The 13,178-nt window shown below is 34.2% G+C and carries 13 protein-coding genes and 1 tRNA gene; 10 read left to right on the forward strand and 4 right to left on the reverse strand.

Annotated elements, in window-relative coordinates:
• Positions 1-93 precede the first annotated feature (93 nt).
• Both VOI54_RS15585 and VOI54_RS15590 read right to left on the reverse strand, forming a co-directional pair.
• Positions 94-813, reverse strand: a complete 720-nt coding sequence (locus VOI54_RS15585) for a DUF3307 domain-containing protein (protein WP_326283998.1) — start codon at positions 811-813, stop codon at positions 94-96.
• A complete protein-coding gene (locus VOI54_RS15590; protein ID WP_326284000.1) occupies positions 810-1,409 on the reverse strand; it encodes a transcriptional regulator in 600 nt (199 codons plus the stop codon). Before VOI54_RS15590 ends, VOI54_RS15585 begins: the two co-directional genes overlap by 4 nt.
• Before the next feature lie 296 nt (positions 1,410-1,705).
• On the opposite strand from VOI54_RS15590, the gene VOI54_RS15595 reads away from it, so the two are divergent.
• Both VOI54_RS15595 and VOI54_RS15600 read left to right on the forward strand, forming a co-directional pair.
• Positions 1,706-2,596 carry a DUF2167 domain-containing protein gene (locus VOI54_RS15595; protein ID WP_326284001.1) on the forward strand — a complete coding sequence of 297 codons (891 nt, stop codon included), beginning with the start codon at positions 1,706-1,708 and terminating at the stop codon, positions 2,594-2,596.
• Between the two features lies 1 nt (position 2,597).
• Positions 2,598-2,993, forward strand: coding sequence for a DUF5071 domain-containing protein (locus VOI54_RS15600; protein ID WP_326284002.1), 396 nt, complete (start codon positions 2,598-2,600; stop codon positions 2,991-2,993).
• Here the strand turns inward: VOI54_RS15600 and VOI54_RS15605 are convergent.
• Positions 2,983-3,651, reverse strand: a complete 669-nt coding sequence (locus VOI54_RS15605) for an HAD family hydrolase (RefSeq protein ID WP_326284003.1) — start codon at positions 3,649-3,651, stop codon at positions 2,983-2,985. The genes VOI54_RS15600 and VOI54_RS15605 overlap by 11 nt on opposite strands.
• Positions 3,652-3,849: 198 nt before the next feature.
• Here VOI54_RS15605 and VOI54_RS15610 point away from each other — a divergent pair, with 198 nt between their 5' ends.
• Together VOI54_RS15610 and rlmF are read left to right on the forward strand one after the other, a co-directional pair.
• Positions 3,850-5,256 carry an MATE family efflux transporter gene (locus tag VOI54_RS15610; RefSeq protein WP_326284005.1) on the forward strand — a complete coding sequence of 469 codons (1,407 nt, stop codon included), beginning with the start codon at positions 3,850-3,852 and terminating at the stop codon, positions 5,254-5,256.
• Positions 5,235-6,152 (forward strand): 23S rRNA (adenine(1618)-N(6))-methyltransferase RlmF, encoded by a 918-nt coding sequence (gene rlmF / locus VOI54_RS15615; RefSeq protein ID WP_326284006.1) that lies wholly within the window; start codon positions 5,235-5,237, stop codon positions 6,150-6,152. The genes VOI54_RS15610 and rlmF overlap by 22 nt, the downstream gene beginning before the upstream one ends.
• 73 nt (positions 6,153-6,225) lie before the next feature.
• Here rlmF and VOI54_RS15620 read toward each other — a convergent pair whose 3' ends face one another.
• Complete coding sequence (locus VOI54_RS15620) at positions 6,226-8,067, reverse strand: SLC13 family permease (protein ID WP_326284008.1); 1,842 nt, start codon at positions 8,065-8,067, stop codon at positions 6,226-6,228.
• Positions 8,068-8,355: 288 nt separating this feature from the next.
• On the opposite strand from VOI54_RS15620, the gene bshB1 reads away from it, so the two are divergent.
• The 6 genes from bshB1 to VOI54_RS15650 all read left to right on the forward strand — a co-directional run bounded on the left by bshB1 (position 8,356) and on the right by VOI54_RS15650 (position 13,177).
• On the forward strand, positions 8,356-9,075 hold the full coding sequence (gene bshB1, locus VOI54_RS15625) for a bacillithiol biosynthesis deacetylase BshB1 (protein ID WP_326284009.1): 720 nt from the start codon (positions 8,356-8,358) through the stop codon (positions 9,073-9,075).
• Between the two features lie 111 nt (positions 9,076-9,186).
• A tRNA-His gene (locus tag VOI54_RS15630) sits at positions 9,187-9,262 on the forward strand.
• Positions 9,263-9,490: 228 nt separating this feature from the next.
• Positions 9,491-10,117, forward strand: coding sequence for a TetR/AcrR family transcriptional regulator (locus VOI54_RS15635; protein WP_326284010.1), 627 nt, complete (start codon positions 9,491-9,493; stop codon positions 10,115-10,117).
• Positions 10,114-11,712 carry a sodium:solute symporter family transporter gene (locus VOI54_RS15640; protein WP_326284011.1) on the forward strand — a complete coding sequence of 533 codons (1,599 nt, stop codon included), beginning with the start codon at positions 10,114-10,116 and terminating at the stop codon, positions 11,710-11,712. Before VOI54_RS15635 ends, VOI54_RS15640 begins: the two co-directional genes overlap by 4 nt.
• Before the next feature lie 2 nt (positions 11,713-11,714).
• On the forward strand, positions 11,715-12,524 hold the full coding sequence (locus VOI54_RS15645; RefSeq protein ID WP_326284013.1) for a sialate O-acetylesterase: 810 nt from the start codon (positions 11,715-11,717) through the stop codon (positions 12,522-12,524).
• Entirely contained in the window at positions 12,521-13,177 is a 657-nt protein-coding gene (locus VOI54_RS15650) for an L-rhamnose mutarotase (RefSeq protein ID WP_326284014.1), read from the forward strand. The genes VOI54_RS15645 and VOI54_RS15650 overlap by 4 nt, the downstream gene beginning before the upstream one ends.
• The last annotated feature ends 1 nt before the right edge of the window (position 13,178 follow it).

Raw genomic sequence — 13,178 nt, forward strand, 5'->3', positions numbered from 1 at the left:
CATATTGTTTTTAGTAGGTCACCTTGAGCACAGTCGAAAGGTCTAACCGGATCTGTGTAAATGGTTTCAAATATAAGGTCTGTCGGATATGCATTATTCAATAAGATCAAAAATATATTGATAACCCAACCCAAATACAATAGCTAAACCAAAGCTAAGTAAGGTCCCGATTAAAATATATTCGGTTAGCTTTCGATCTTTGGCCTTTGATAAATCTCCAAATCTAAAAACTGATTTTGCGGCAATTAAAAAACCAACACCTTCCCAATGATTGGTAATGATGAAAGCAAAAACAAATAAGCGTTCCAGCATACCTATGTAAGCACCAGCGTTTTTAAGTGAAGCTTCTTCCATATATTCTTTTAAATCCCATTTTGAAATCAGGGTCTTCATTATGATAGAGGATACTTTTGTGATGCAAAGTATACAAGTTATAAATAGTAAAAGTTTAGGCTCAAACAGCATACTGAAACTAAAAGTAAAAGGCTCATATATTTTTACAACAAACAGTATGACAATCAGATGTGCCAGTTGATCTAAGCCAAACAAAAGTCTGCGGTTAAGAAGGGGTTTAAGGTGTAGTTTAATACTATCAATAATAAAATGAGAAACACTGATTATAAGGATTCCCAACCAATAGGTGAAATTAAATTGCAATATTATAATTAAGGCGCATAAATGCACTAAAATATGCCAGTATAAAAACCTAGATTTATGCTTATAGGTTTCTTTGTGGCTTACCCATTTTTGAGGCTGAAACAAAAAATCACCAATAACATGAGCAAGAGTTAATTTAATGATTAAGGAAATCATAAGGTTTGTATTTGGGTTTTATAAAAATCTAATAATTTTGATAGTTCATCAAAACCGGCACGTTTTAGCCCCTGACTTATATTGCCTTGGGTTTTTTTTAAAAGACCGGCCAATTGTTTTTGATTTAAATCCGGATGTTGTAAAGCTGTTTTTACAAATGCGGATGATATGTTGGTCCAGTTATTCAATGTTAAAAGAGCTAATTCCAACATGATGTTCATGGATCTGTCAAAATCACCAAAAGGAGATTTTATAGCAAGAGTTGTTTTCTTTAGGTTTTCAAAACATTCTCCTGAGTTGATAAAGGCGCTGCCATTGGATTCTGTTATCTTTTCAGAAGCATATGTTTTTTCTCCAATACCAATGGCCAATCTAGCATCCAGATGATCAAATTGCTTTATACTTGCTTTTATAAGAAGGCAGGCCTTTAAGGCCTCTGTTGGATTGACTTCCAGTTGAAAGCTATCACCTCTATAGATTTCCCATGTCAGGGGAGAACTACCATAGCTGTTTAGAACATATTTTAGTGCTTCCAGCCATTGTTTTGGGGAACTTTCTTTAGAATTAATGATGTCTCCTGTTATTATACTGGTCATATGTGGTTGAATATACACCCAAAAGTATTGATTTTCATCTAAAATAACAAAATTATTAGCTTTTTGGCTAATAATATGTAATATTAGTTTTTTGACTAATAATTAAAAATATTAGTTTTTAAGCTAATAATTAAGTGTGCAGATACTTCATAATGCTGATTTTTAAAAGAAAACAGAAAGCCTCATAGGCAAAACCTTTAAGAAATATCATCAAAAAATTGCAAGAAAAGACGGGGCAATTAAAAATAAGGATTAAATTTAGGACTTAAAACCAAAACCTATTAACCCTAATTATCATGAGAAAAATTGTTATAGTTTTAACGCTTTTATTGTCTTTTCAAATTAATGCACAGGAAGAGGTAGACTCCTTAACTCTTAATTTAGAACTATACCAAAAGGCTTTAGACAGTATAAACAAATCATTTACATATCAATATGGAGAAGTACCTCTTAATGATGGCCTTGCAATATTGAATGTTCCTGAAGGGTTTAAATTTTTAGATAGTGAGCAAAGTAAACGCGTATTAACAGATTTATGGGGGAATCCACCGGGTGAAACATTAGGATTGCTATTTCCTGAAGACATGACACCCATGCATGATGCCTTTACCTATGCCGTTGAAATAGAATATTCTGAAGACGGATATATTGAAGATGAAGATGCTGAAGATTTAGATTATGACGATTTACTTGAAGAGATGCAGGAAGATATAAAAACTGCAAATCCACAGCGTACCGCTCAAGGTTATCCAACTATGGAGTTGGTAGGTTGGGCGTCTCCTCCTTATTATGATCAGGAAAACAAAAAACTTCATTGGGCTAAAGAATTAAAGTTTGAAGATACAGACATGAATACACTTAACTATAATATACGTGTACTGGGGCGTAAAGGCTATTTAAATTTAAATGCTATTGGAGATATTAATATGTTAAATACTTTTAATACAGATAGAGATAATATTTTGCATAGTGTTGAGTTTTCTCCGGGGAATAGGTATTCAGACTTTAATCCGGATATAGATAAAGTTGCTGCTTATGGTATTGGTGGTTTAATAGCCGGTAAAATATTAGCAAAGGCAGGATTTTTTGCTATTCTTCTTAAGTTTTGGAAATTTATTGCGATTGGAGCTGTAGCATTGTTTAGTGCGTTCCGAAAGAAGTTGTTTGGAGGTAAAGAGGACGTTTAGGATGTCACAGAAAATGGATATTTATAGTTTAATTCCAAGCGATAAATTTGATATTGAACGTGCAGAAAAGTTAAAAGAATTTTCATTCGAGAAAATAAAACCAATTGTTCCGGATTTATTAGAATGGATCCAAGATATGAATTGGCCGGTTGCTAAAGTTGTAGCTGATTATTTAATCAGTATCTCTGATAAAATTGAACCTGAAATTATGGATATTCTTAATGGAGAGGATGACATTTGGAAATATTGGTGTATCGAAGTTTTTTGCATTTATTCCGATAGGCCAATGTCTGCTAATATGAGTACAATAGTCAATAGGATTAAAAATAACCCAACAAAGTTAGAAAAGGAATGTGAGGTATATGATCAGGCTGTCAGAGCTTTATCTAAACAGTAGTAGTCTTAAAAAAAGAAATTTTATTGAATGCGATCTCCTTAAAATCCTTAATGACCAAATCCGCTTTGCTGTAATCCTGGTTTTTGGAATGAAAACTATCATAACCTACACAAAAAATACCGGCACCCTTTGCAGCTTCAATACCATTAGTAGAGTCTTCAATAACCATACACTCATTTTTAGAAAAACCTGAAGCTTCAGCAGCTTTAATAAAAATTTCAGGATGGGGTTTTGAAGCTTTTAAATCACCGCCACTTAATCTGGCAATAAAATAGGGGTTCAAATCAAATCGGTCAAAAATTTGATTGATACTGGTCATAGCAGCAGAGGAAGCTAGAACCAACGTTAATCCGTTATGGTGATAGTCTTTTATTAAATCTAAAACTCCGTCAATAAGTCCAAGATCAGAATTACTATCAAAAAACTGTTTGTAATGTTTGCGTTTTATGGCCACCAGGGTTTCCGGAGATTCACTAAGATTAAAATGGTCACATAAACGTTTACAGATGTTAATAGTTGATTGGCCTGTAAAAGACTCATAGAGTTCAGTTGATACTTTAATGCCAACTTCATCAAACATATCATGATAGGCTTTATTGTGCATAGGTTCACTATCAATAATAACCCCGTCCATATCAAAAATAACAGCTTTTAACATTGTCGATTTTTTTTTGCGAATATAGAAGAATTGATGGTAACACCCTAGAAATCTATTTTGTAGTTTTAAATTATTTTTCCAATATTTGCGACTTATGATTGTTTAATTTGACTTCCGTACCGTACCGGGTTTCTCCCGGGCTAACAAAAGCTAAATGTCTAGTGCATTTGGCAATACCTCATATTTAAATAAATCAAAATGCAATCAAATAAAATTTCTTTAAAACAATTTATTCAATATTTTAAAACGGCTGTAACAGGCAAAGAGCAAGACTTTACCTCAGGTAGCATTCGGAAAGCTGTTTTTATGCTCGCTATACCCATGATTCTGGAAATGCTCATGGAATCTATTTTTGCCTTGGTAGACATTTTATACGTCTCTAAAGTTAGTGTAAATGCCGTGGCAACAATAGGATTGACAGAGTCTGTAGTAACATTGGTATATGCGGTAGCTATAGGTTTAAGTATGGCAGCAACGGCAGTAGTGGCAAGGCGTGTAGGTGAACAGGACCTAAAGGGAGCTTCAAATGCTGCAGTTCAGGTTATTTTTCTTGGGATTTTTGTGGCGGCTGTTATAAGCGTTATAGGTATTATTTACCCTAAAGAAATATTAGGGCTTATGGGAGGTGAACCGGATCTGATTGAAGAAGGCTATGGTTATACACAGGTGCTACTGGGTGGGAATTTAACCATTATGCTATTGTTTCTTATAAATGCTATTTTTAGGGGAGCAGGTGATGCATCGGTAGCTATGTGGACGTTAGTCTTGTCCAATGGGCTTAATATTATTTTAGACCCCATGTTTATTTTTGGTTTTGGACCTATTCCGGCCTTTGGTGTACAGGGAGCGGCTATAGCTACTACTATAGGTAGAGGGACAGCCGTTTTATTTCAACTGGGAATATTATTTTGGGGATATAGCAAGATAAAAATAGCGGTCAAAGATTTAGTTTTTCAGGCTGGTGTTATGCTTAATTTAATCAAAGTATCTTTGGGAGGTATAGGACAGTTTTTAATAGGAACCTCGTCATGGGTATTTTTAATGCGAATAATGAGTGAGTTTGGTAGTGAAGTGCTTGCCGGTTATACTATTGCTATAAGAGTTATGATGTTTACCTTAATGCCGGCATGGGGAATGAGTAATGCCGCTGCAACTTTGGTAGGTCAAAATTTGGGAGCTCAAAAGCCAGAACGAGCAGAAGAATCTGTTTGGAAAACAGGGAAATACAGTTCCGTTTTTATGGGGCTGGTTTCTATTGTTTATTTATTATTTGCACCTCAAATCATTGTATTGTTCAATGCTACTCCAGATGTTGTTAAATATGGAAGTTTGTGTTTAAGGGTTATTGCTGCGGGGTATATCTTTTATGGCTATGGCATGGTAGTAATTAATGCATTTAACGGAGCAGGAGATACTAAAACACCAACTTATATAAATTTTGTCTGTTTTTGGCTGTTACAATTACCTTTTGCATATGTAATGGCTATTACATTAGATTTTGGACCTTTAGGAGTATTTTGGGCTATTACTTTAGCAGAAATCATAATAGCACTTGTAGCTATTGTTTGGTTTAAAAAAGGAAATTGGAAACAAGTGGAAGTATAATAACTAAGAATAAAATCATCAAGACAAATACAAATTTTCATCCGAACAATAAACACAAATCAGGATATGATTTAGAAGCATTATGTAAAGCCTATCCGGATTTACAACCTTATGTTTTTGAAAATAATTATCAAATTAAAACCATTGATTTTGCTAACCCAAAAGCTGTTAAAGCATTAAATACAGCACTTTTATTTAGGCATTATAAAATTACATATTGGGATTTTCCTGAAACTAATTTATGTCCGCCAATTCCAGGACGTGTTGATTATATCCATGGTCTGGCAGATGTATTAAAACAGAATAATATAAAATCAAACATTAGTGTTTTAGATATAGGAACCGGGGCAAGTTGTATTTATCCCATTTTAGGACATGCAGAATATGAGTGGAAATTTGTAGGAACAGATATTGATAAGACTTCTTTGGACCATGCACAGAAGATTATCAATAAAAATCAACTGGATAATGTCATTTCATTGAGATATCAGACTAACAAAATGCAAATCTTAAAAGATATTTTGACAGAAGGTGACAGGTTTTCAATAGTGATGTGTAACCCACCATTTTATAAATCCGAAAAAGAGGCCTTTGAAGCGACTACCAAAAAGCTAAGAGGATTAAATAAGAAACAGGACAAAATCATTAGAAATTTTTCAGGAACAGGTAATGAGCTATGGTATAAAGGTGGTGAAAAAGCTTTTATACATAACTACCTCTATGAAAGTTCAATATTCAAAAAGCAATGCAAAATATTCACCTCTTTGGTGTCTAAAAAAGATCTGATTCCCGGAATTTATGCATCATTGAAAAAACTTGGAGCCACAGAGGTTAAAACTATTAATATGGGGCAAGGTAATAAGGTGTCCAGAATTGTAGTCTGGAGATTTGAATAAAAAATATTTGCTTAATAAGTAAAAAGCGAGACCCATTTTTGAATCTCGCTTTTTTACGTTTAACCATTTAATTTTAAAAAGGCCATATTATGGGAACTAATATTAGGGTTATAATAAAGAACAGAAATAATAACGGAGCTCCTACTTTTAAGTAATTCATAAATTTATAACCTCCGGCAGTCATTACCATAGCATTTGTTGTGGTTCCTATAGGTGTTAAAAATGCCGTTGAAGCACTAATAGCCACTACTATCATAAACGGAGCAGGTGATATGTTTAATGAGTTTGCGGCCAGTATAGCAATTGGAGCCATAAGTACGGCGGTTGCAGAGTTGTTGATTACCTGACTGAATGTTGTAGTAAGTAAAAAGACACCACCCAGTAAAAATATGGGGTGAATAGCACCCAAATAATCAACAAGCCCATTGGCTATTAATTGAGCGGTTCCTGTTTTTTGAAGCGCAACACCCATGGGTATCATTGCTGCAATCATAACAACACTGGTCCAGCTAATGCCTTTATAAGCTTTAGCAATTGGTACGCACCCGGTAAGAAGTACTACACCGGCAGAAATTAAAGCCGCAATAGACCCCGGAACAATTTTGAAAACCATTAAAGCAATCATAAGAACCAAAGCCCCTAAGGCTATAAACGATTTGGAGTTTAAACTATCAACATTTTTAGCCATACCTTCAGGGCTACCAATAATTACCAGGTTTTCGTGCTGTTTTTTCAAATCATCAATATGTTCCCATGTGCCTCTTAGTAAAAAGGCATCACCAGCTTTAACAGTGATTTCTTTATCGCGTAACGGGTTGTTGTTTCTGGAAGCAGCAAGTAGCTGAATACCAAATCGTTTGAAATACTCACCTAATTTATATTTCCTACCCACCAATAAAGAATTTGGATTTACAATCACTTCAGTCATACCAACTTCCTGATTGATCAGGTTGTTTTTAAGTTCATCGGTAATAGGTTCTAGGGGTAAAAGACCTAATCTAAAAGTGATCATCATTTTGTTGATGGCTTCGGTATCTCCTTTAACGGTTATAATGTCATGATAACGCAATTCAGTACTGGGATCTGGGAATTCTTCAAATTGATGTATGCCTTTTAATAAATTTGGATGCCTTCGTTTTAGCCTGATAATGGTTACATCATAATCCTTTTCAAAATGCCACTCCTCTAACTTCGTATTAATAAGAGGGGATAGACTTCTTATACGTAAGCGATAATATCCGTTATCAATTTGGTAAGCACCTATCCAGTTGTGTAGCGTAGATTCTATGTTAACAGGCTTATTGTTTGTTTTATTTTTAGGCAAAAGTTTATATCCAATATATCTGAAATAGACTAATGCTATTATCAATAAAGGGATTCCAATTAGAGCAAATTCAAAAAATGAAAACCCCTCAAACCCGGCTTCAATTAAAGCATTACTGGCAATAATATTAGGGGGGGTACCTGTTAAAGTCAGCAAGCCCCCAGTATTAGAGCCAAAAGCAACAGGCATAAGCATTTTAGAGGGTAGGGTGCCTATACTCCAGGCAGACGATATAGTAAGTGGCATCAATGTGGCCACAGTTCCTGTATTACTAACAAACCCGGATAGCACACCGGCACCAAGAGAAACGATAACCAATAATTTAGGAACACTTTTCCCGGCCCATTCAACAAACTTTTTACCGGCCATGGCTGTCCAACCGGTCTGAGCAATCCCTTCACCAATTATAAAAAGTGCAGCTATCATAATTACAGTAGGGTTACTGAAACCACTTAATGTTTCAGTAGGCGTTAGAATTCCGGTTAGGTATAAACTAAGCATAGAGATTAATGCTACAATATCCGGTGTAAACTTTCCCCAAACAAAAAGACCAATGGTAATAACTAAAATGAGAAGCATTAAATAGATCATATGTTGTAAATTTTTCGTGTTAGGTACCCTTATAGAGTACCATGTTTTTATTAGGTAAAATTACATTCGACCACCACTATTTATTATGACGAATGTCATGCTTTCAAAGGTGCTGTTATTTTTCAATTATTATGATTTTTTATGAGGTTTAAGTAGAAACTTTGAAGACTAAAACGTAATAGTAATACCGGGTTTTCAGGTATTCTTAATAAATTTAACAGAAATGTGATTGATTTAGGTTAAATTGCCAAAAAGAAATACTACGAGATTAAAAAATAGATAGATTAAATGAAACTAGATATTCTTGCCATAGGCGCTCATCCTGATGATGTGGAATTAGGCTGTGGAGCAACCATAGCAAAAGAAGTAGCTAAAGGTAAAAGCATAGGGATTTTAGACCTGACCAAAGGAGAATTAGGGACCAGGGGAACAGCTCAAACCAGAGATACAGAAGCCAAAACAGCTGCTGAAATATTAGGTGTAGCAGTAAGGGAAAATCTTGGGTTTGCCGATGGTTTTTTTAGTAATGATAAAGTACATCAGATAGAAATTATTAAGATCATAAGAAAATATCAACCAGAAATAGTGCTTTGTAATGCTGTAGACGATAGGCATATAGATCATGGTAAAGGCAGTAAGCTAGCCAGTGATGCCTGTTTTTTAAGCGGACTTGTTAAAATTGAAACACGTAATGAAAATGGTGAATTGCAGAAACCATGGCGGCCAAAGCAAGTGTACCATTATATGCAATGGAAAAATATTGAACCGGATTTTGTGGTAGATATATCTGATTTTATTGATGTTAAAATGCAATCTGTATTGGCTTATAAAACACAGTTTTATGATGCTAACAGTAAGGAACCGGAAACGCCCATATCAAGTAAAAACTTTACAGATAGTATTATTTATAGAGCAAGAGATCTGGGGCGATTGACTGGAGTAGAATATGCCGAAGGTTTTACGGTTGAACGCTATGTGGCTGTAAATAGTTTATTTGACTTAAAGTAGTGTGTAGCGGGATGAAATTTTTTTATTTCAAATAGAAATTATTAAAAAAAGTCTTTGTAGATAAGGTTGAAATCAATTACATTTGCACACGCATTATAAAAATGCCAAAATGGTGGTTGTAGCTCAGTTGGTTAGAGCGCCTGATTGTGGTTCAGGAGGTCGTCGGTTCGAGACCGATCTTCCACCCAAAAAGACCAAGCCTTTCAAGAAATTGAAAGGCTTTTTTTGTTATAGAAGTTAAAGCGTTTTTATAAACAACTACATACCGATTTCTATATCTTTTTACTTCATTAATACTATTTTGTTTAATAATAATTTTAACTTTTGTTAAATTAAATGACTGTATATCAGTTTTTTTATTTACAAATTAGGGCTTGAGACCTAATTTTGTTTATATTTGCTCAACACTTACAATATGAAAACCAAACAACGCATAATAAACCAGGCAATAGAATCGTACAATACTTTAGGGGTTATGAATGTTTCGAGCAGGGATATTGCAAAAACTTTAAGTATAAGTCACGGTAATTTAGATTATCACTTTCCCACTAAAGAATCTTTATTGCTGGCTATCTATATTCAAATGAAGGATGAAGCATCAGAAATGTATGAAGAAGTCAATTTATTACATGATCCCATTATGCATTTTAACAAATTACTAATTAAACTGGAAACCTTTCATGAAAAATATTCATTCTTTAATCTGGATGTCCTCGAAATTTCAAGAAAATATGATAAAGTAAGTACGCTGCTAAATAAAACATTTCAGATACGTAAATCGCAAATGAGCCATTTTTATACAAGACTTGTAAAGCAGGGCTATCTTAAAGATGAGTTTAAACCTGGAATGCATAAACGGTTACAGCATACAATTAGAATACTTATTACATTCTGGAGTTCACAAAAGGAAATCCTTCCGTGTTTTGAATCCACTAAAAAGCATTCCATGTCAGTCTATGTATGGGACCTGCTACTACCTCATATGACGGAAAAAGGAGTTGAAGCTTATTATAAACTTAAACAGACAGCAACAAAATCATGAATTCAATATCAGGTATAGATTTAGCAATTATTGTAATATATTTACTGGCCATTGTTTTTATAGGCCTGTGGTATAGTCGCAAAAGAAAGAATACCAGCGAAGGTTATTTTTTAGCAGGAAAGTCATTAACCTGGACAGTTATAGGAGCTTCCCTTTTTGCATCAAATATATCAACCGTACATCTGGTTGGGTTGGCGGAATCGGGTTTCAAAGATGGTATAGTCTGGGGGAATTTTGAATGGTTTTCTGCTTTTGAACTTATAATTCTGGCTTTCATTTTTGTTCCGTTTTATTTACGGACCAAAATTACAACCCTCCCTGAATTCCTTGAAAAAAGATATGATAGCCGTTCAAGGGTTATATTAGCAGTATTTAGTATTCTGGCTGCTCTGTTTATGCATATAGGAGTTAGTTTTTATGCCGGCGCCGTTGTATTTGAAAGAATGTTTGACCTTAACATATTAACATCAATAATCATTATTGCAATAGCTACAGGTATTTATACAATAATTGGAGGACTGGTTTCAGTGGTTATTACAGAAACAGTGCAAACCGTTATACTTATTTTAGGAGCCTTAACCATTACTGTTTTAGCCATTTATCAACTTCCGGAAGTTGGTATCCACTCTTATGAAGATTTAAAAGAAGTCGTAGACCCGGATCGGTTAAAAGCAGTAAGTTTTGATGAAACTAAAAAGGGGTTTACTTTTTTAGATATTTTTCTTGGGCATCTGGTACTGGGTATATGGTATTGGTGTACAGATCAAACCATTGTGCAGCGTGTGCTTGGGGCAAAATCTGAAAGACAAGCCAAATTAGGAGCCTTATTTGCCGGTTTTCTTAAAATATTACCGGTATTTATTATGGTAGTGCCCGGTATTTTAGCATTTGCTTTATTTAGTGAAACTATTGGAGAAGATACCAAAAGTGTATTACCTGTCATGATATTGGAACTCATGCCAATAGGCTTAAAAGGGCTTATGGTGGCAGCGTTATTAGCAGCAGTTATGAGTAGTGTTGCAGCAGCATTAAATAGTTGTTCTACACTTATAGTTTATGATATTTTTGATAAGTTAAAACCTGGGTTATCGGATTCTAAAAAAATAAAGATTGGCCAAATCACCAGTGTTGTTGTTTTGATATTGGCAGTAACCTGGTCACCCTTTCTAGGAAATTTAGGAGCAATTTTTGAGTTAATAAATCAAATGTTTAGTGTTTTTGCACCATCTATAGTAACTGTTTTTTTATGGGGGATATTGTCTAAAAAAGGAACAGCCAATGCTTCATTTTGGACATTGATAGGTGGAAGTTTATTTGCAGCGGTTATATTTCTTATTGAAAAATATGGAACAGTTTATGGGATTAAGAATTACATTTCAAACCCGGAAGGTCTTGGAATAAACTGGTTAAGGCAAACCTACCTTTACTTCATTATATCATCTGTAATTTATGGTATAGTCGCTTACTTTGATAAATCTGTACAGCATATACCTGATACTTTTTATTTAAAAACCCGGGAATCATCTAAAATTGTAAACCGTTTAAGTTTATTACTGATTGGTACTATGCTAATTATTTATGTAATTTTTTATTGAGAATGAAAAATAAGATCAATCATACTATTATAGTCACAATCATTGCATTGGGAATATCTTCAAGTGTTTTTTCTAATGAAACCATAGATTTATTTATTTGGGCAGGACAGTCAAATGCACAGAGCTGGACGGGGGATGCAAATTTTTATCCTGCCGATGTAGATAATTTAGACAATCAGGTCAAATTGCATTGGACTTTTATTGATAATTCAAGTTCAAATGGTTGGGAGACTATGCAACCACAAACAGGACTCTTTCCAAAAGGTCATTTTGGCCCTGAAGTGATGTTTGGGCGAAAACTTATAAAGGCAGGGTTCAACCCTGCTATTTTCAAATATACTAAGGGGGGAACAAGTATTTATGCCGATTGGAAAAAGCCGGGAAAAAGAGGGTATTATGACGATATGATTATTAATCTTCATGCAGCAATCCATCAATTAGAAAGCCAGGGGTATAAAGTATTAATAAGAGGTTTTATATGGATACAGGGAGAATCGGATGCGGATAAACCTAAAAATGCTAAAGCCTATTATAAAAACTTAAAGCAAATAGTTAATCACTTACGAAATAGGGTATTGAAAAATAAATCAATACCTGTGATCTTGGGAGTAGATGAGCAACACCCGTGGGTTGTTAAACATCCTAAAGTAGTTAGTGCCCATAAAAAAATTGCAAAAAATGTTGAAAATGTTGTTTTTACTTCAATGATCGGGTTACCAAAATCTGATACGACTCATTTAACACCAAATGGGTTGATTCTCCATGGAGAGAGAATATTTAAAGCCTATATTTCTATTAACCGAAGCGAATGAAAACTGAAAAACATACTAAACGATATTGTTTTGTGCTTCCTTACAGCAACATAGCAGAACAATTTTTGTTTTCCTTTTCAGTAGATTTTAAGACTACGGATACAGAATCATGTTTTGATATTCTGAATTTTGAATATTATAAACTTGACAATATCTATTTTGGATTAATAGATATGAAGGCAAAGGACATCATTAAGATTGATGAAATTCTTAACAAGTTTGTCCATTTGGGTGAGCTAGACTTATCCAATATCATTGTAATAGATCGAATTTTTAAAAAAGACCTTGATTATAGTAATTATGGACCAATAAAGGATAATCTCTATAAAAGACTTGTGATGACCTTGGAATTGGAAGATGATATAGAACTTCTAAACACTTATAAAGAAATACACAAGCCACATAAAATGTGGCCACAGATTATAGAAAACATGAATACAATGGGCGTAAAAGACATGGAACTATATCTTTATAAGAACCATGCTTTTTTGTTGATGGATACTCCGCCTTATTATAACCCTAAAAGGGATGGGGAAAAATGGGGCAACTTGCCCAAAGAACAAGAATGGCAAAACTATGTGGCCAAATTTCAAAAGGTAGCCCCAAAAAGTAAAGCTCTTGAAAAATGGAAGATTATGACACAAATAGGATAAC

Source organism: Alterotamlana spongicola (assembly GCF_035818475.1).
GTDB lineage: Bacteria > Bacteroidota > Bacteroidia > Flavobacteriales > Flavobacteriaceae > Cognatitamlana.